Genomic DNA, 18,005 nt, shown 5'->3' with positions numbered 1-18,005 from the left:
TCGATCTAAACTCGGATCTGCTAGAATTTATATCACTCCTTGATGAGTGGTAACGCAACGTAAGTGCGGAGTTAAAAAATGAAATTCGTTGATGAAGCATCAGTAAAAATAGAAGCCGGTGATGGCGGTAATGGTACAGTCAGCTTTTGGCGCGAAAAATTCGTTGCTAAAGGTGGTCCTGATGGCGGTGATGGTGGTGACGGCGGTGATGTTTACATCCAAGCTGATGAAAACTTAAATACACTGATCGATTATCGTTTCCAACGTTTTTACAGCGCTGAACGTGGCGAGAATGGCCGCGGTGGCAACTGTACTGGTAAACGTGGTAAAGATATTACACTGAAAGTACCTGTAGGTACTCGTGCTGTTGACATTCACACTAATGAAATCGTTGCTGAAGTTGCTGAACACGGCAAGAAAGTAATGGTTGGTAAAGGTGGTTGGCATGGTCTTGGTAACACCCGCTTTAAGTCGTCTGTTAACCGTGCTCCTCGTCAAAAGACAATGGGTACTAAAGGCGAAGTTCGCGAACTACGCTTAGAGCTTCTTCTATTGGCTGATGTTGGTATGCTTGGCTTACCAAATGCAGGTAAATCTACCTTTATTCGCTCAGTATCTGCTGCGAAACCAAAAGTGGCTGATTACCCATTTACTACGTTGATCCCAAGTTTGGGTGTGGTGAGTGTCGTTCCTGAGAAGAGTTTCGTTGTTGCCGACATTCCTGGTCTAATCGAAGGCGCAGCTGATGGCGCAGGCCTTGGTATTCGCTTCTTGAAACACCTTGAGCGTTGTCGTGTTCTTCTGCATATGATCGATATTCTGCCGATTGACGGCTCTGATCCTATTCAGAATGCATTGACGATCATTGATGAGCTTGAGCAATACAGTGAAAAAGTTGCACAGAAACCACGTTGGTTAGTGTTTAACAAAGTTGACTTAATGCCTGAAGAAGAAGCTGACGAAAAAATTCAAGAAATCGTTGAAGCTTTAGGTTGGGAAGGCGAGTACTTCAAGATTTCTGCAGTGAACAAAATCGGCACTAAAGATCTTTGCTTTAAACTGGGTGAGTTCATGGAGAACCTACCTCGTGAAGTTGAAGCAATTGAAGAAGAAGAAAAAGTTAACTTTATGTGGGATGACTACCATAAAGATGCAATGAGCGGTAAGAACGTCGTAACTGAAGATGACGACGACTGGGATGATTGGGATGACGAAGAAGATGACGGTCATGTTATCTACGTTCGTGACTAATCCTCGCTGTTTCTTATGCGCACTTTAGTCACTTTTTCTAAGATACGCTGATAGTTTTATTAAACCGCAATGAAAATTGCGGTTTTTTTGTATCTAAATCATGACGTCTCGCTATTTTTTATGCAAAATTTATCTTTAGATAATTAACGCCTATGGGAAGGAAATCATGGCATCGAAGCAAAGAGCGATCTCAAGACTCGTCGCTCAATCAGGACAAATGTTATTAGCACATGGTGCAGAGAGCACATTAGTCGGCGATATTATGCGCCGTATCGGTATCGCTTGTGGGGTGAATGAGGTTGAAGTTGCACTGTCAGCCAATGCGTTGGTCGTGACAACAGTAATGGATGATCATTGTATAACGACAACTAGAAGCTGTGCTGATCGTGGCATTAATATGCAGGTGATAACAGAGATTCAACGTGTTTGTATCATGATGGAGAAAGGGATTCTTGATTATGATTTAGCTTACAAGAAGATCCAAGGGATCAGCCCTGAACGTTATAACCGTTGGCTGGTTGTAGTGATGATTGGATTATCATGTGCTTCTTTTAGTCATCTTGCTGGCGGCGATTGGCACGTGTTCATCATGACCTTTATTGCATCCGCTTGCGGCATGATCGTAAGACAAGAGATTGGTCACCGTCACTTTAACCCACTACTAAATTTTGCCATTACGGCATTCGTTACTACGACCATCTCTGCTCAGGCGGTGCTCTACAATATTGGTGGTCAACCCACCATCGTGATGGCTTCGTCAGTATTGATGCTAGTGCCCGGTTTTCCCTTGATTAACTCTGTTGCGGATATGCTTAAAGGCCATATCAATATGGGTTTGGCTCGTTTTACCATGGCCAGTCTATTAACCCTAGCGACAAGCTTAGGTATTGTTGCAGCGATGAGCCTTTCAGACGTGTGGGGGTGGGCAAGCTAATGACTATCTTTGAATTATTGGTAGGCCTTCTGAACGATATGTTTTTTGCGGCGATACCTGCCGTCGGCTTTGCATTGGTCTTTAACGTACCACAACGTGCGTTGATCTACTGTGCTCTCGGAGGGTCTATTGGCCACGGTAGCCGTTATTTAATGATGCATTTCGGCATACCTATTGAATGGGCGACGTTCTTCGCGGCTACACTGGTAGGGATGATTGGAGTCCATTGGTCACATAAGCTCTTGGCACACCCTAAAGTGTTTACCGTCGCAGCGCTGATTCCCATGGTACCTGGTGTGTTTGCCTTTAAGGCGATGATTGCCATGGTTGAAATTAACCGGGCAGGATACAACCCGGAGTTATTGGCTTTGTTGATGGAGAACTTTTTGAAATCGATGTTTATTATCGCAGGGCTTGCGGTTGGCTTAGCGGTGCCAGGGCTGCTCTTTTATAGAAGAAGACCGATAGTATAATCGCATAATGATTTACCCTATGAGGGAAATCGGTATAATCTGTGTCTCAGAAATTACAGAGGTATAGAGTTGTGAAAATTAGCTTAATTGCAGCTATGGCTCATGGTGGGAAAATTGACAAGGAAAATGGTTTTTATTTACCTGAAGCTGGTGACAGAATTATTGGTAAAGAGAATGCCATGCCATGGCACTTACCTGCTGATTTTGCTTGGTTTAAAAAACACACTCTAGGAAAACCAGTAATTATGGGGCGCAGAACTTATGATTCTATAGGTCGCCCTCTTCCTGGAAGACAGAATATAGTTATCAGTCGTGATCCTGGGTTATCCATCGACGGGGTAACAACAGTTACATCTACAGAGGAAGCTCTGAAAGCTGTTGGAGACGTTGAAGAGGTAATGGTTATAGGTGGTGGTTCTATATATGAATCTTACCTTCCTATAGCAAATAAACTATATTTAACATTTATTGAAGCTGAAATTGAAGGTGACACTCGCTTTCCTAGCTGGGGAAGTGAAGGTTGGACTTGCGTATACAGTAAAGATTATATGAATGATGATAGAAATAGCTTTGATATGCACTTCGTTATTCTAGAGCGTTAATTATAATGAATGCTTGCTATCAATTGGTAGCAAGCATTTTAGTAGCTAACAAGTTATAACGCTTTCTGTGTGAAAAACTGTCTGTCTTCCCAGCGCAGTGCCGTCAATTGTCCTCCCCAAACACACCCTGTGTCTAAACCAATCACATCTTTCCCTGAGTAGCCTTCTAATGCAGCCCAGTGTCCAAATAAAACCGTCTTATCCAGTTCTATACGTTGTGTAAGGTCAAACCAAGGTACCAAAGGCTCAATGGTAATTTCGTTTGGTGGAAGTTTACAGGCCATATCAAGTCGACCATCAGTAAAGCAAAATCGCATTCTAGTCAGACTGTTGATCGCATAGCGATAGCGCTCAATGCCTTCTAAATCTTGATGCCATAAATCAGGCGTATTGCTGTACATATTCTCGATAAGCCATTGCCATTGTTCTGATTTTAATAAGTCAGCTATTTCTCGGCTTTCGATACGTGCTCGTTCTAAATCCCATTGCGGTGAGATACCTGCATGAGACATTACGAACTCTGAATGTTCCTGAATTAAAGGTTGTTGCCTTAGCCACTCAAGTAACGTCTCCCTATCTTCTGCATCAAGGATCGTTTGAGTTTTATCTTTTGGCTTAGCCGAAAATAGCCCTAAGGAAACCGCAAGTAGATGCAAGTCATGATTGCCTAATACAACCTTAGCTGCGTCACCAAGGTTGCGAATAAAGCGTAGTGTCTCCAATGATTTAGGACCTCGAGCGACTAAATCACCAGCGACCCATAAAGTATCTTTGTGTTTATCAAAACTGATAGTTTCAAGCAGCAACTGAAGTTCGTCGAAGCACCCTTGAATGTCTCCGACAATGTAATTCGACAAAATAATTTCCTGTAAGTAGTAGAGGTGTGTACTAATTAAGAATGTTAGGGATGGCGAGCCTGAACGGGTCGACTTCAGTTATGAAATCGATGCCTTTGTGATCAGTCATAACATAATGACCTTGCATAACACCCACAGGAGTTTCGATGACGGTACCACTGGTGTAAGTATATTCATCGTTGGCTTCAATCACAGGTTGTTGCCCAACCACACCATCACCTTCAATAGTGAGTTGTTTACCGTTGGAGTCAGTAATTAGCCAGCGACGTGACATAAGTTGTACCGTTGTTTTACTGAGGTTTTTGATGGTAATGATGTAAGCGAAGACGTAGCGGTTCTTCGTAGGTTCAGATTGTTCCTCTATGTATTTAGAGTGAACCTGACATTTGATACAAGGCGTAGATATATCCATATTCGCACCTTTTGTTGTTGGTATGCTAAGGGCAAAAGACCCTATAAAAGTTTTACATAAAAAACAGGCCCCTCACCGTAGTGTAGGAGCCTTTTGACTTATTTTTCAGTGCTGTGACTGTCATGCAACCAGTTCGCCATATCGACAAACTGTTCGAGCGTCAGGTTTTCAGGGCGCATGCCAGGGTTTACCCCTAACTCTTCAAGCACCTCTTTACTGATTAAGCTTTTGTAGCAGTTACGTACTGTCTTGCGACGTTGGTTAAAACCTTCGCGACATACGCGGTCCAACCATTTAAGATCTTTTGCCGGATAAGGCAGCACTTCATATGGCTGAAGGCGTACGACAGCAGAATCTACTTTTGGTGGCGGAACGAATGCTGTTGGTGGTACTTCTAGCACTGGTGTCACTTTACAGTAGTATTGAGCCATGACTGTTAGACGGCCATAAGCTTTAGTGCCAGGGCCTGCTGCTAGGCGGTTCACCACTTCTTTTTGAAGCATAAAGTGCATGTCTTGCACATCTTTATGGAACTCAAAAAGATGGAACATCAATGGTGTAGAGATGTTGTATGGCAAGTTACCGAAGATACGTAGCTTGTTGTTTGGCTTAACAAGTTGTTCGAAATCGAACTTCATTGCATCACCTTCATAGATCGTTAACTTCTCAGCAAGATCAGGGTGATTACGCAGACGTTCAGCAAGATCTCTATCCAGTTCAATTACTGTGAATTTATCGACAAGTTTGCCAACAGGCTCTGTAATAGCACCAAGACCAGGGCCAATTTCTACCAAGTTTTGGCCTGGTAGTGGGTTAATACTCGATACGATGCCATCTATAATGTATGGATCGTTAAGGAAGTTTTGACCAAAACGTTTACGCGCTTTGTGCCCTAAGTGGACATCATTTCTCATTGCTTTTTCTCTACTAATTCAATGGCGTGCGTGAGCGCTGTTCTAAAGCTCCCTGTATCGGCTTGGCCTTTCCCTGCCAAGTCTAAGGCGGTACCGTGATCGACTGATGTACGAATAAACGGTAAGCCTAGTGTGATGTTCACTGAGCGACCAAACCCTTTGTATTTCAATACAGGGAGTACTTGGTCGTGATACATACCTAAAACAGCATCTGCATCTTGCAAATATTTTTCATTAAAGATGGTGTCTGCTGGCAATGGGCCAACTAAATTGATGCCATCTTTCTGGCGAATTTTTTCTAGCGTAGGGGTGATGGTTTCTATTTCTTCACGGCCTAAACAACCATCTTCACCTGCATGTGGGTTTAAGCCACACACGTAGATAGTTGGTTTCTCTATTGCAAACTTTTCGACCAAATCTTTATTCAGAATCGCAATAATTTGCTCTAATCTGTCTTCGGTCACAGCTTGAGATACATAAGCTAGTGGGATGTGCGTTGTGACTAATGCAACACGCAGCCCTTCAGTTGCCAACATCATCACCACGAGTGGTGTATTGGACTTCTCTGCAAAGAACTCGGTATGACCGCTAAAAGCAACGCCAGCTCGGTTAATTACACCCTTGTGAACAGGGCCGGTGACAATAGCATCAAATTCGTCATTCATACAGCCAATTGCGGCGGTTTCTAAAGTATTTAATACGTAATGACCGTTAGCTTCGTTGAGTTGGCCTGCGATGGCGCTTTCAGCTAATGGAACGTGTTTCACTACTAAAGTACCAGAGCGTTGGGGTTGCTTAGGCGCCATTGGGTCGTAATCCAACAGCTCAACTTCAATCCCTAACATTTCCGCTCGCTGCGCGAGTAAATTTTTATCGGCACACACCACGAGTTGATGAGGCCAACTTTCTTGAGACAAAGCCAGAGTTAAATCTGGACCTATCCCTGCGGGTTCACCTGCGGTAATGACAAGGCGTTTAGTTGTCATTTTGGTCGTCCTCAACCATTTCAACAAAGGCACTTGCTCTTACTTCTTGTAGCCAAGCGCCAGCTTCTTCATTGAACTTGCGGTTAAATAGTATTTGGTAAGCTTTGTTCTTCAAAGCAGAATCCGTACGATCAACTTCTCTGCGGTCTAATACTTCAACAATGTGCCAACCGTGAACCGTTTTAAATGGTGCGCTGATTTTCCCTTCAGGAAGAGTTTCTACTTGGTGTTTGAACTCTGGAACATATAAATCAGGCGTTTGATAACCTAGTTCGCCATCTTGAACTGCAGAACCTGGGTCTTGGCTGTACTGCTGAGCAAGCTCTCCAAAGGTCGCTTCACCAGCGTTCACGCGACGAGTGATTTCTTCAAGTTGTTCTTTGGCACCGTCATCACTCAGGATTACGGTAGGTTTAATCAGGATATGACGTGCATTAACTTCGGTAACAGCAACGGTTTCTAAGCCTTTTACGTCTTCAATTTTTAAAATATGGAAGCCAACACCGCTGCGGAAAGGACCGATAATGCTGCCTTTGTTTTGCATTTTGATTTGGTCTGCAAAAATGGTTGGCATCTCTTCTTTTCGCATCCAACCCCAATCACCACCTTGTAGTGCTTTCGGGCCTTTAGAGTAAGTATAAGCCATGGTGCTGAAGTCTTTACCTGAGTTTAGCTCTTCAACTAAATCGTTAGCTTGAGCTTCTAGCTCTTCCTTTGTTTGGTCATCGTTAAAGCGAAGTTGAATGTGTCCAATTTTGTATTGAACGGTCGCGTTAGTTTCTTGCGCTAAGATGTCTGCTAGGTTATCGACTTCAGCTGGAAGAATGTTGATGCGGCGACGAACTAAGGCGTTACGAGCTTCACTGGCTGCAATTTCTTTTCTTACTTGCTCACGGAATGCATTGTAGCTAAGGCCCTCTTCTGCAACCGATGCGGTAAGTTGCTCTACCGTTTGATTGTTGTCTTTCGCGATACCTTCAATTGCCTGGTCAAGTCGAGCGTCATCGATACGAACGCCAATACGTTCCGCTTCTTGAGTTTGAATCGTATCAATGATTAATTTTTCTAGAACTTGTTCATTCAACACGTCTTGTGATGGTAATGTTTGACCGCTTTTCTTCGCGTTTGCACGTAACGTCTTCATTGAAGCGTCGATATCGCTTTGTAAAATTACGCCTTCGTTAACGATCACTTTTACGCTATCGAGTTCAACTGGCGCAGCATAGCTTACAGATAAAGTACAAGCCGATGCGATAGCGATTAATGTGCGTTTCCACAATGTCATGTGTAGTCCTTTAAATTTACTGATGTTTTATCAATAAAGAGAATTAATTATTTAAGAAGAATGGGCGACCGTAACTTAGAGAGTTGTCTGAACTACTATCCCCAACTGCGCCTGAATCAGAGCCTAGATTAGTACCAAAGCCAACAATACCGAAATTCACACCAAAGTTATTTTCATATTCAGGTGTAGTATTTGGATCACTAATATTATTTGTCAACTGGTTGCTATACGTAAATCCGATATACCAACAATCCGATTTATAGTTCAAGCGAGCCAACCACTCTAGATTCTCTTGTGTCGTTAAATCATAGAAGTATTGAGCACTGGCATTCCACTTCCGCGAAATTTGATAAGCACCAAGCAAACCGGCTTGAGAGATACCATCACGAGTTATTGACCCAACATCGATACTTTCGCCTACATTATCCTCAATATATTCTTCCGTAACATAGCGATAGTTGGTTTGTATATAACCACCAGCAAAGCGGTATTCAAGTGTACTGTTGGCAAGTTGCATTGAAGCTGAGTCAATGTCGTATTGCACGCCACCATGGTAGAACAGATAATCATCGTAGTTGAAGTCCATTTCAATAGCCCAAGATGAATAATTGGTTTTTTCGCCCGAGTCTTCGCTGCTGCTCAGAGCTTGCTTTGTGTCTTTGTCGAAATAAAAAATTTGACCAAAAGAGATATTAAGACGTTCTTTATATTCGTCATCAAAGAATCGAGATGACGCGCCATAACTTATCTGGTTTGCCGCTGCAATACGATCTACACCACTGTATTTACGGCTTCTGAATAGGCCGTAGTAATCGGTCTGTAGTAGCGTTGTATCGTAAAGGCCAATATCGCTTTGATCTTGTTCGGGAACATACAGGTACTGTACTTGTGGCTCGAGTGTTTGAGTGTAGTTGTTGACTATCTTGGTATCTCTTTCTAGAACGATACCAGCGTGACTTCTAAACTCAGGAATCACTCGACTTACCGATTCCTCTAGGCCTTCGTAATCGGAACCAGAACCAGTGTCAACACCATCAAGATCCTGTTGATAATAAGTACCAAGTAATCGAGCTTCTGTTGTCCACGTACCCCAGGTGTTGCCGACAGGAATCGTAATACCAGGTTCAACGTGGACACGAGTTGCGGATGGCTTGCCCGAGGCGTCTGTATCGAATAATGAAACATGACTGATTAAATCGAAGTCTAGGTAATCCATCACCTCAGGAGCATAATAGTTATACTCAAGTTGTGGCATTAAGCGATAAGGCAAGTTATTACTTGTTGTGAGGACTTGGAAGTCTCGGACCAATACTGATGCATCCCAGTTTTGAGAACGGTAAGTTGCTTGCCCTTCTTGAAGTAATTGTCCGTCTTCACGACTACCGATTCCTGAACTCATATCCGTAAAATAATCAATATCACTGACTTTAGAGTAATCGACTTCGAACAACCAAGATTGCTGAAATATTCCTGAATGTTCTAGTTGGAAACCCCAACGATCGCCTTTGTCTGTGTACTTTTGATCGTCTGGTAAATATTCAGACTCGAGGCTGCCTGAACCGAAGTCACTCAAGTATCTGAATTTACTGTTAAGTTGAGTGCCACGCTCTTGCATATACTTGAAGGTGGTTTCCAAGTCGTAGTCTGGAGCTAAGTTCCAATAAACAGGAATCTCCGCTTCAAAACCATCGCTAGAACCGTATGACACGGTTGGATACAAGAAACCGGTTTTACGTGTATCACCGACTGGTACGGTTAAATACGGTAAGTAAAAAACAGGGACACTTTGGATCTCAAAGCGTGGATTATAAAAAGTAGCTTGTTCTTCGTTCTGGTCGACGCTGATACTTGATGCTCTTAGGCGCCAGGCGTTGTCGCCAATAGGGCAAGAGGTAATGGAACCGTCTTCGATTTCATAAACTGCTTTGCCCGTCTTAGATACGTAGACTGCATTACCGCGCCCTGGCTCGCAAAGAAATTCGTAATCGGTATTTTCTAGCGTCATTTCATCTGTAGTCAGATTATTCGTTGCTCTGTCTGACACTGACTTGATTTGACCATCACTAAAGTTTACGTTGCCTTCAGCTACAACGATGTTTTCTTGTTGGTGTAGAGTTACATTGTCAGCAAGAATGGTTTTATTTCCTTGCGTAACTCTTACATCTCCTGAATATATTGCTTTGTCACCATTGATAGCTTCTAAGCGATCTGACTCAACATGAGCGGGTAGCTGTGTCTCGTTTTCTGCAGCGGGCTCGATCAAGCATTGATCTATAGAGGGCATTTCCTGCACACTACTATCGGTAATTGTTTCAGCTTGAGTTGTCGACACGTATAACGCTGTCGTTATCGACGCGGCTAACAAGGTGCGGGAAAAACATTGCATGAAGTTGAACTATCCTGTGTCACTAGATGAAGGGTTGATCTAGTATCAATCCAATTAATAAACCATTTTCCTTATGATAAAGGAAATATTAGCATTCAGCATCATCAGACAGCATTACTCAGACAAAATTCATAGATAGAGAACACATAATGCAAATATTTGGCAAAATTTTGGGCGCTTTTTTTGGCTTTCTATTTGGAGGGCCGCTTGGTTTAGTTTTTGGCCTATTTTTAGGGCACCAATTCGATAAAGCTCGCCGATTGAACCAATCTGGTTTCAATAGTTCTGGTTTTGGTCGAGGTCCAAGCCAAGCAGAAAGACAGAACGAGTTTTTTAAATCCGCCTTTGCGGTTATGGGGCACGTTGCTAAAGCGAAAGGGCAGGTAACGCCGGAAGAGATTCAACTCGCTTCTACCATGATGGAACGCATGAACCTGCATGGCGAACAGCGCAAAGCGGCGCAAGATGCATTCCGAGATGGAAAAGAGAGCGACTTCCCTCTGAGCGACGTACTTGAGCGTGTAAAAATCTCATCGGGTGGTCGTTTTGATCTTTTGCAGTTCTTTTTAGAGCTACAAGTCTCTGCTGCGTTTGCTGATGGAAGCTTGCACCCGAGTGAGCGTCAGGTTCTGCATAAGATAGCTCAAGGCCTAGGGTTTTCGGCAGAGCAACTAGAGCGCCGCTTGCAGATGCAGGAAGCAGCGTTCCGTTTCCAACAGCAAGGTGGAAGCTTTGGGGGGCATCAAGGCCATGGGCAATCATCAGGTTGGCAACAGGCTTCGCAACAGAACCAGCTTGGCGATGCATATAAGGTTCTTGGTGTGAGTGAAAGTGCTGATGGTAAAGAGGTGAAGAAAGCCTACCGTAAATTGATGAATGAGCATCACCCAGATAAACTGATGGCGAAGGGCTTACCGCCTGAGATGATGAATGTTGCGAAAGAAAAATCGCAAGAAATTCAAAATGCTTATGACCTGATAAAGAAGGTCAAAGGTTTTAAGTAATCGAACACCAAACCGAGTAATAACAAAGTTACTCGGTTTTTTATTGAAGGGAATTATATGACGTTAACGTATCAGAATGTTCTAGAGTTTTGGTTCGATGAATTGACGCCTAAAGATTGGTTTACTGGCGGCGCCGAAATTGACGCTTTGATAGCGTCTCGTTTTTCTGAACTGCACAAAGCCGCCATTCAAGGTGAGTTATTTGAATGGCGTCAGACAGCAGAGGGTCGCTTGGCTGAGATTATCGTGCTTGACCAGTTTTCTCGGAATCTTGGTAGAAATAGTCCAGATGCGTTTACTGCAGATCCTATGGCGTTGGTTCTAGCTCAAGAAGCGGTAGCGAGTGGCTTTGATCACCAACTCAATCAACAACAGAAAAGCTTCCTCTACATGCCTTATATGCACAGCGAATCTTTGCTGATGCATGAACAAGCGGTGCTGCTTTTTTCCCAGACAGGGCTAGAGAATAACCTTGATTTTGAGTTTAAGCACAAGGTGATCATTGAGCGTTTTGGTCGTTACCCCCACCGCAATGAAGTACTAGGTCGAACTTCGACTCCTGAGGAAGTTGAGTTCTTACAGCAACCAGACTCAAGCTTTTAATTGTTGATATACGGTCAAAGAATTGATAAGAGGCTAGTGGTTAATAAAACCTCTAGCCTCTTTTTTTGTTTAGCTTTAGTGATTAACTTTCGCGTTAGAACTAGTTTGCTTGGTTAAGTGACCAATCATAGTCATAACTTATTTTTCCCGTGTACGTTACCGGCTTTGTTCTGTATTTATCTAAGTGTTTAATCAGTTGTTGTTGGTTGCCAAAATCAACAGCAAACCATTCGTAAATCGATGACAATTGAAGCTGGTTGTTGTTAACCAATACACCCTTATCACTATTGATATACTCAGCTGCAGCGAGTTCTAGCAACATTTCTGTATTATCAGAAGTAAATGCTTGAGATTGTAGATTAGGACAACCTAGACTTGCACAGTTCACCGCGTAATGAGTGCGAGGGTCTTGCCAAATCGGTCTTAAAATTCGATGTTCGATATCATTGAGTGTCAGTGTCTTTCCATTAACTGCAACTACATCATCTCCCCAAGGTCCAAAACTGAATAGTCCGCCGAGCTTAGTGATAGATTTAATTGGGTATGCATTAAGAATCAAATCAACAGTCACTGCATTGTATAGGTTAACCCAATAAGCATACTGTTCAGCTTTTGGATAGTCGAGAGGGTCAATCTGTTCAAGTCGGCTTATGTACTGCTTCAGTTTGGTTTTGTCTGAAGAACTCACCGTTTGATATCTAACTAAGGCGTGTTGACCTTGTTTTACTAAATAGTTATCGAGGAATTGTTGCCAATCTTGATGAGAAACTTGCTCAGAGTTGGCTTCATTACTTTGATTCCAGTAAGGCCAAAGTTCGGACTTAGGCGCAGACCACGCGAAGGTTGAGAAAAGTAGGCTGATAATAACAAGTAGTTGTTTCATGGCATTCTCCTGATGACTGACTACTAAGACCTTGTGGCTTACTATTTTCTTTCATAGCTCTTCAGTTAAACCACAGAGTTGAGTTAAATGAAGAAGTTGAATCGAATAAAAAAGGTTGGCACTGGGCCAACCTTTAGGTGTTATTGAAAACGCTTACTCTATTTCTAGACTGTGCTATTTCATGGTTCTTTATTTCAGGAAGCTAGGAATCTTTGCTTCAAATTCTGAGATTTTATCGGCGTGCTGAAGTGTAAGGCCTATGTTGTCTAAACCATTCAGTAAGCAGTGACGACGAAACTCATCAATTTCAAACGAGTATTCTTTACCATTAGCACTGACTTTCATCGCTTCTAAATCAACAGTGATTTCAGCGCCTTCATTCGCTTCTACGAATTGGAATAGCTCATCTACCTCTTGCTCAGTCAATCGAACTGGCACCATTTGGTTGTTGATCGAGTTACCATAGAAGATGTCTGCGAAGCTTGGCGCGATCATCACTTGAATACCATAATCAGCAAGCGCCCAAGGTGCATGTTCACGAGATGAACCACAACCGAAGTTTTCACGAGCTAGGAGAATTGAAGCACCTTTGTAGCGAGGAACGTTCATTACAAACTCTGGGTTTGGTTGTTGGCCTGCATCATCTAGGAAGCGCCAATCGTGGAATAAGTGCTTACCAAAACCGATGCGGTTTACTTTCTGTAGAAACTGCTTTGGAATGATCGCATCCGTATCGATGTTGGCCGTATCTAGAGGAACGACTAATCCGGTGTGTTGTTGAAAACCTGACATGTTAAATCCTCTAATTAAAGTTCACGAATATCGACAAAGTGACCAGCGATTGCTGCTGCGGCTGCCATTGCTGGGCTAACTAGGTGCGTACGACCATCACGGCCTTGGCGACCTTCAAAGTTACGGTTTGATGTAGAAGCACAGCGTTCTTGTGGACCAAGGCGGTCGTTGTTCATTGCAAGACACATCGAACAACCTGGCAAGCGCCATTCGAAGCCGGCTTCTTTAAAGATTACATCTAAACCTTCAGCTTCTGCTTGTGCTTTAACTTGCTCTGAGCCCGGAACGATCAATGCTTGAACATGTTTCGCTACTTGTCGGCCTTTCGCTACCGCAGCGGCTGCGCGCATATCTTCGATACGAGAGTTAGTACAAGAACCCACGAAGACCTTATCGACGTTGTATTCAGATAGAGATTTACCTGCTTCTAGCCCCATGTAAGCCAACGCTTTTTCAGCCGATGCTTTTTCAACAGGATCTGCGAAGCTTTCTGGTGCTGGGATTGGAGTGTCTACTGAAATAACCTGACCTGGGTTAGTACCCCAAGTGACTTGTGGTTTGATTTCAGCTGCTTCTAGCGTGACAACTGCATCGAATTCTGCGTCAGCATCGGTTTTCAATGTGTTCCAGTATTCGATTGCCGCTTCTAAGTCTTCGCCCTCTGGAGAGAACTTACGACCTTTTATGTACTCGTATGTGGTTGCATCTGGAGCGATTAGACCCGCTTTCGCGCCTAGCTCGATTGCCATGTTACATACTGTCATACGACCTTCCATTGTAAGGTCTGTAATTGCCTCACCACAGAATTCAACTACATAGCCTGTTCCGCCTGCAGCTGTTGTCTTGCCGATGATCGCGAGCACGATATCTTTGGCTGTAATACCTTCTGCGACTTTGCCTTTTACTTCGATCTTCATGGTTTTAGCGCGCGCTTGTTTTAGCGTTTGAGTCGCTAGAACATGCTCTACTTCTGAAGTACCGATACCGAATGCTAATGAACCAAATGCACCGTGTGTCGCCGTGTGTGAGTCACTACATACGATGGTCATACCCGGCAGAGTAATACCTAGCTCAGGCCCCATTACGTGCACAATACCTTGGTATTTGTGGTTTAGGTCGTAAAGCGTGACACCAAACTCTTCACAGTTCTTCGATAGCGTTTCCATTTGGATACGAGCCATCTCACCAGAAGCGTTGATGTCTTTGGTTTGTGTCGATACGTTGTGATCCATGGTCGCGAAGGTTTTGCCTACTTGGCGAACTTTACGACCTTTTTCTCGCAGGCCATCAAAGGCTTGTGGCGACGTTACTTCGTGGACTAAGTGGCGATCGATATAAAGAATTGGCGTTTCGCCCTTCGCTGCAACTGCAACGTGAGCGTCATAAACTTTTTCGTATAAGGTTTTTGCTTGCTGGTTTGTCGACATAGCTTTTCTTCCTTGGGAGCATCAGTCCCAGTGTTTGTTTCGAGCCAAGTCATGCGGTTTAAGCAGACTTGGCTTGATATTATTCTTATGTACTTGCTTCTAATCTAAGCATCTCGCTTATGAAGCTAAGATGTACTCAGCGATCTTGTCACCCATTTCTGAGGTAGTCAGTGCTTGGTTCTTACCTGCAAGGTCTGCCGTTAGCTCGCCTGCAGAAAGTGCTTTCGATACCGCTGCTTCGATGTCTTGTGCTGCTGCTTCTTCGCTTAGGCTGTAACGAAGCATTAGTGCTGCAGAAAGAATTTGCGCGACTGGGTTTGCAATGTTCTTACCTGCGATATCTGGTGCGCTGCCACCTGCTGGTTCATATAGGCCGAAGTTGCTTTCGTTTAAGCTTGCAGAAGGAAGCATACCCATCGAACCCGTGATCATTGCACACTCATCAGAGATGATGTCACCAAAGATGTTTGAACATAGCATTACGTCAAACTGAGATGGATCTTTGATTAGCTGCATGGTCGCGTTGTCGATGTACATATGGTTTAGCGTAACATCTGGGTAATCTTTTGCGATCTCTTCAACCACTTCACGCCATAAGATAGAGCTCTGCAGAACGTTCGCTTTGTCGATTGAGTAAACATTTTTGTTACGTAGACGTGCAGATTCAAACGCAATCTTTGCAATACGTTCGATTTCGTAACGGTGGTAAACCTCTGTATCAAAAGCTTTCTCAGTTGAGCCTTCGCCTTCACGACCTTTAGGTTGGCCGAAGTAGATACCGCCGGTTAGTTCACGAACAACAACGATGTCGAAACCATTACCTGAAATGTCAGAGCGTAAAGGAGAGAAAGACTCTAAACCCTTGTGGATTTGCGCAGGACGTAGGTTACAGAACAGTTGGAAGTGCTTACGTAGAGGAAGTAGGGCACCACGCTCTGGTTGATCGTTTGGTGGAAGGTGTTCCCACTTAGGACCGCCAACCGAGCCAAATAGTACTGCGTCAGATTCTTCACAGCCTGTTACTGTCGTTTCTGGAAGTGGACAGCCGTGGTTATCAATGGCGATACCACCAACATCATACTCTTCACGAGAAAAGCTAATCGCGTGCTTCTTTTCAATCGCGTCTAGCACTTTGTGTGCTTGCTGCATTACTTCTGGGCCAATGCCATCACCAGGTAGTACGGCAATTTTGTATGATTTATCTGTCATGTTAATCCTTTAATTCTTGTTACTGAGCGGTTTGGCTCGTTTTAAATTTTGTCCCTAAAGCCAACAACATCGGCTCTAGGGCTCTGTTATTGGGTATTAAACTGTTGCGAATTTTTGTTGTTTCATTTCAGCGATAGTGTCTGCACGTTGAATACTATTGATAACATGCAGTAACGCTTGACCAGAAGCTTCAACGATATCTGTTGAAACACCTGTGCCGTGGTACTTACGGCCTTTATAATTCGCAATGATATCCGCTTGGCCTAAGCCATCTTCGCCTTCACCTTTTGCAGTAAGGTCGAATTTATCCAATGCAATTTCGTAACCCGTTAAGCGGTAGATACATTGGTATAAAGCATCAACAGGGCCGTTACCTACAGCCGCTTCGCATTTTTCTTCATCACCACATTGCAATTTGATGCTGGTGGTAGACATAACACTACCAGATTGTACGCTTAGGTAGTTAAGTTTATAGAAGTCATCTTCGTCACGTAGATTGGCGAAGTGCATTAATGCTTCTAGGTCGTAATCGAATACTTGACCTTTACGGTCAGCTAGCTTCAAGAAGTCTTCGTACAATGAATCTAGGTTGTACTCATTATCTTTATAACCCATTGCGTCCATATGGCTCTTAACAGCCGCTCGGCCACTACGACTTGTTAGGTTCAATGCCTTGTTTTTCAAGCCAATAGACTCAGGTGTCATTATCTCGTAAGTGTTCTTATTCTTAAGCATGCCATCTTGGTGAATACCTGAAGAGTGACTGAATGCGTTGGCACCGACGATAGCTTTATTGTCTTGAATTGGCATGTGGCAAAGCTGGCTCACCAACTTACTTGTACGGTGAATCTCTTTATGATCTAAGCCGGTATGAACCCCCAAAAACTCTTGGCGAGTTTTGATGATCATTGCGATTTCTTCTAAAGAACAGTTACCCGCACGCTCACCAATACCATTGATTGTGCCTTCAATTTGTCGAGCACCCGCTTGAACGGCAGCGATTGAGTTAGCAACCGACATACCCAAGTCATCGTGACAGTGAACAGAGATGATTGCTTTATCGATGTTGGGTACGCGATCAAATAGTGTTTGGATAATGCCACCGAATTCATTCGGTACTGTGTAGCCAACGGTGTCTGGAATGTTGATGGTTTTTGCGCCTGCGTTAATCGCGGCCTCAACCATACGACATAGGTTGTCGATAGGGGTGCGACCAGCATCTTCACAAGAGAACTCAACATCGTCGGTGTAGTTACGTGCATGTTTTACTGCTTTCACTGCCATCTCTACGACATCATCGTAGCTACGGCGTAATTTGTCTTGTACGTGAACCGTTGATGTTGAGATGAAGGTATGAATACGGAACTGGTCAGCTACTTTTAGTGCTTCTGCAGCGGCGTCTATATCTTTTGCAACGGCACGAGAAAGCGCACAAATACGGCTACCTTTAATGTGTTTAGCGATGGTTTGTACGGACTCAAAATCACCTGGAGAAGAGATAGGGAAGCCAGCTTCGATAACATCCACACCCAGTCTCTCAAGAGCGTAAGCGATCTGTAACTTCTCTTTTACTGTCAGGCTTGCAGCCAATGCTTGCTCGCCGTCACGTAAGGTCGTATCAAAAATTATTACTTGATCGTTCATGGGTGCTTCCTTATATCGATAATGAATCGATTGCTATCCAAATTATTATTAAGAATGATGTTCTTTTAAAAGTGCCAGTTACAAAAAAACCCGCTCAGCGCGGGTTTTAATATTTGTGTAGTTCTTGACCCACAACTTACCCGCGCGATTGGTTCACGATAAGGAGAAGTTTCAGCAGTCGAGAAGAAGAAAAAATCATTACACAAATATCCGTAAATAAACTGTTAACACCATATTTACCGCAATTTATTCTAAGCGTCAAACAAGAAAATCCAATATCAGTGTGCATCGCTGGTGTTTTTGTTTGGTTTATGCTGTTTTTGTCCCTTATGTTGGTTTATTC

General features: G+C 43.5%; 17 protein-coding genes. 6 read left to right on the top strand and 11 right to left on the bottom strand.

Annotated features, from left to right (window positions below; genetic code table 11):
* Positions 1-78: 78 nt before the first annotated feature.
* From cgtA to folA, 4 genes are all read left to right on the top strand, one after another.
* A complete protein-coding gene (cgtA, locus tag OCW38_RS12870) occupies positions 79-1,251 on the top strand; it encodes an Obg family GTPase CgtA (RefSeq protein ID WP_010434429.1) in 1,173 nt (390 codons plus the stop codon).
* A 166-nt stretch (positions 1,252-1,417) separates the two neighbouring features.
* Entirely contained in the window at positions 1,418-2,185 is a 768-nt protein-coding gene (locus OCW38_RS12865; RefSeq protein WP_010434431.1) for a threonine/serine exporter family protein, read from the top strand.
* On the top strand, positions 2,185-2,658 hold the full coding sequence (locus tag OCW38_RS12860) for a threonine/serine exporter family protein (protein ID WP_016767785.1): 474 nt from the start codon (positions 2,185-2,187) through the stop codon (positions 2,656-2,658). The genes OCW38_RS12865 and OCW38_RS12860 overlap by 1 nt, the downstream gene beginning before the upstream one ends.
* Positions 2,659-2,729: 71 nt before the next feature.
* Positions 2,730-3,260: a type 3 dihydrofolate reductase gene (gene folA / locus OCW38_RS12855; RefSeq protein ID WP_016789715.1), complete on the top strand. Its 531-nt coding sequence runs from the start codon at positions 2,730-2,732 to the stop codon at positions 3,258-3,260.
* A gap of 53 nt (positions 3,261-3,313) precedes the next feature.
* On the opposite strand, the gene OCW38_RS12850 is transcribed toward folA, so the two are convergent.
* The 6 genes from OCW38_RS12850 to lptD all read right to left on the bottom strand — a co-directional run bounded on the left by OCW38_RS12850 (position 3,314) and on the right by lptD (position 10,100).
* Positions 3,314-4,117 (bottom strand): symmetrical bis(5'-nucleosyl)-tetraphosphatase, encoded by an 804-nt coding sequence (locus OCW38_RS12850; RefSeq protein ID WP_016789714.1) that lies wholly within the window; start codon positions 4,115-4,117, stop codon positions 3,314-3,316.
* Between the two features lie 31 nt (positions 4,118-4,148).
* Entirely contained in the window at positions 4,149-4,529 is a 381-nt protein-coding gene (gene apaG, locus OCW38_RS12845; RefSeq protein ID WP_016767783.1) for a Co2+/Mg2+ efflux protein ApaG, read from the bottom strand.
* Positions 4,530-4,627: 98 nt separating this feature from the next.
* The gene (gene rsmA, locus OCW38_RS12840) at positions 4,628-5,443 is read right to left on the bottom strand and encodes a 16S rRNA (adenine(1518)-N(6)/adenine(1519)-N(6))-dimethyltransferase RsmA (RefSeq protein WP_016788302.1); all 816 of its coding nucleotides are present in this window, start codon (positions 5,441-5,443) and stop codon (positions 4,628-4,630) included.
* On the bottom strand, positions 5,440-6,429 hold the full coding sequence (gene pdxA / locus OCW38_RS12835) for a 4-hydroxythreonine-4-phosphate dehydrogenase PdxA (RefSeq protein WP_016767782.1): 990 nt from the start codon (positions 6,427-6,429) through the stop codon (positions 5,440-5,442). Before pdxA ends, rsmA begins: the two co-directional genes overlap by 4 nt.
* Entirely contained in the window at positions 6,419-7,714 is a 1,296-nt protein-coding gene (gene surA / locus OCW38_RS12830) for a peptidylprolyl isomerase SurA (RefSeq protein WP_010434450.1), read from the bottom strand. The genes pdxA and surA overlap by 11 nt, the downstream gene beginning before the upstream one ends.
* 43 nt (positions 7,715-7,757) lie before the next feature.
* Positions 7,758-10,100, bottom strand: a complete 2,343-nt coding sequence (gene lptD / locus OCW38_RS12825; RefSeq protein ID WP_081323873.1) for an LPS assembly protein LptD — start codon at positions 10,098-10,100, stop codon at positions 7,758-7,760.
* A gap of 149 nt (positions 10,101-10,249) precedes the next feature.
* Between lptD and djlA the strand changes: the two genes are divergently transcribed.
* The gene (gene djlA / locus OCW38_RS12820; RefSeq protein WP_010434455.1) at positions 10,250-11,104 is read left to right on the top strand and encodes a co-chaperone DjlA; all 855 of its coding nucleotides are present in this window, start codon (positions 10,250-10,252) and stop codon (positions 11,102-11,104) included.
* Between the two features lie 57 nt (positions 11,105-11,161).
* The gene (locus tag OCW38_RS12815; RefSeq protein ID WP_016792094.1) at positions 11,162-11,707 is read left to right on the top strand and encodes a DUF924 family protein; all 546 of its coding nucleotides are present in this window, start codon (positions 11,162-11,164) and stop codon (positions 11,705-11,707) included.
* A gap of 100 nt (positions 11,708-11,807) precedes the next feature.
* Here OCW38_RS12815 and OCW38_RS12810 read toward each other — a convergent pair whose 3' ends face one another.
* From OCW38_RS12810 to leuA, 5 genes are all read right to left on the bottom strand, one after another.
* Positions 11,808-12,590 (bottom strand): DUF547 domain-containing protein, encoded by a 783-nt coding sequence (locus OCW38_RS12810; protein WP_010434460.1) that lies wholly within the window; start codon positions 12,588-12,590, stop codon positions 11,808-11,810.
* Positions 12,591-12,779: 189 nt separating this feature from the next.
* Entirely contained in the window at positions 12,780-13,382 is a 603-nt protein-coding gene (gene leuD / locus OCW38_RS12805) for a 3-isopropylmalate dehydratase small subunit (protein WP_261894308.1), read from the bottom strand.
* Between the two features lie 14 nt (positions 13,383-13,396).
* On the bottom strand, positions 13,397-14,809 hold the full coding sequence (gene leuC, locus OCW38_RS12800; protein ID WP_261894306.1) for a 3-isopropylmalate dehydratase large subunit: 1,413 nt from the start codon (positions 14,807-14,809) through the stop codon (positions 13,397-13,399).
* A gap of 117 nt (positions 14,810-14,926) precedes the next feature.
* Positions 14,927-16,018 (bottom strand): 3-isopropylmalate dehydrogenase, encoded by a 1,092-nt coding sequence (gene leuB / locus OCW38_RS12795; protein ID WP_261894304.1) that lies wholly within the window; start codon positions 16,016-16,018, stop codon positions 14,927-14,929.
* A 96-nt stretch (positions 16,019-16,114) separates the two neighbouring features.
* Positions 16,115-17,662, bottom strand: a complete 1,548-nt coding sequence (gene leuA, locus OCW38_RS12790; RefSeq protein WP_010434490.1) for a 2-isopropylmalate synthase — start codon at positions 17,660-17,662, stop codon at positions 16,115-16,117.
* Between the last annotated feature and the right edge of the window lie 343 nt (positions 17,663-18,005).

Origin of the sequence: Vibrio cyclitrophicus (genome assembly GCF_024347435.1) — a bacterium.
In the GTDB taxonomy this organism is placed as follows: Bacteria; Pseudomonadota; Gammaproteobacteria; order Enterobacterales; family Vibrionaceae; genus Vibrio; species Vibrio cyclitrophicus.
This window is presented reverse-complemented; position numbering and strand designations above follow the sequence as displayed.

Coding starts and splice junctions, on each gene's coding strand:
- leuC (WP_261894306.1), bottom strand. CDS start 14,809: ATGTCGACAAACCAGCAAGCAAAAACCTTATACGAAAAAGTTTATGAC.
- lptD (WP_081323873.1), bottom strand. CDS start 10,100: ATGCAATGTTTTTCCCGCACCTTGTTAGCCGCGTCGATAACGACAGCG.
- pdxA (WP_016767782.1), bottom strand. CDS start 6,429: ATGACAACTAAACGCCTTGTCATTACCGCAGGTGAACCCGCAGGGATA.
- OCW38_RS12860 (WP_016767785.1), top strand. CDS start 2,185: ATGACTATCTTTGAATTATTGGTAGGCCTTCTGAACGATATGTTTTTT.
- OCW38_RS12815 (WP_016792094.1), top strand. CDS start 11,162: ATGACGTTAACGTATCAGAATGTTCTAGAGTTTTGGTTCGATGAATTG.
- djlA (WP_010434455.1), top strand. CDS start 10,250: ATGCAAATATTTGGCAAAATTTTGGGCGCTTTTTTTGGCTTTCTATTT.
- leuD (WP_261894308.1), bottom strand. CDS start 13,382: ATGTCAGGTTTTCAACAACACACCGGATTAGTCGTTCCTCTAGATACG.
- OCW38_RS12865 (WP_010434431.1), top strand. CDS start 1,418: ATGGCATCGAAGCAAAGAGCGATCTCAAGACTCGTCGCTCAATCAGGA.
- cgtA (WP_010434429.1), top strand. CDS start 79: ATGAAATTCGTTGATGAAGCATCAGTAAAAATAGAAGCCGGTGATGGC.
- surA (WP_010434450.1), bottom strand. CDS start 7,714: ATGACATTGTGGAAACGCACATTAATCGCTATCGCATCGGCTTGTACT.
- apaG (WP_016767783.1), bottom strand. CDS start 4,529: ATGGATATATCTACGCCTTGTATCAAATGTCAGGTTCACTCTAAATAC.
- rsmA (WP_016788302.1), bottom strand. CDS start 5,443: ATGAGAAATGATGTCCACTTAGGGCACAAAGCGCGTAAACGTTTTGGT.
- leuA (WP_010434490.1), bottom strand. CDS start 17,662: ATGAACGATCAAGTAATAATTTTTGATACGACCTTACGTGACGGCGAG.
- OCW38_RS12810 (WP_010434460.1), bottom strand. CDS start 12,590: ATGAAACAACTACTTGTTATTATCAGCCTACTTTTCTCAACCTTCGCG.
- leuB (WP_261894304.1), bottom strand. CDS start 16,018: ATGACAGATAAATCATACAAAATTGCCGTACTACCTGGTGATGGCATT.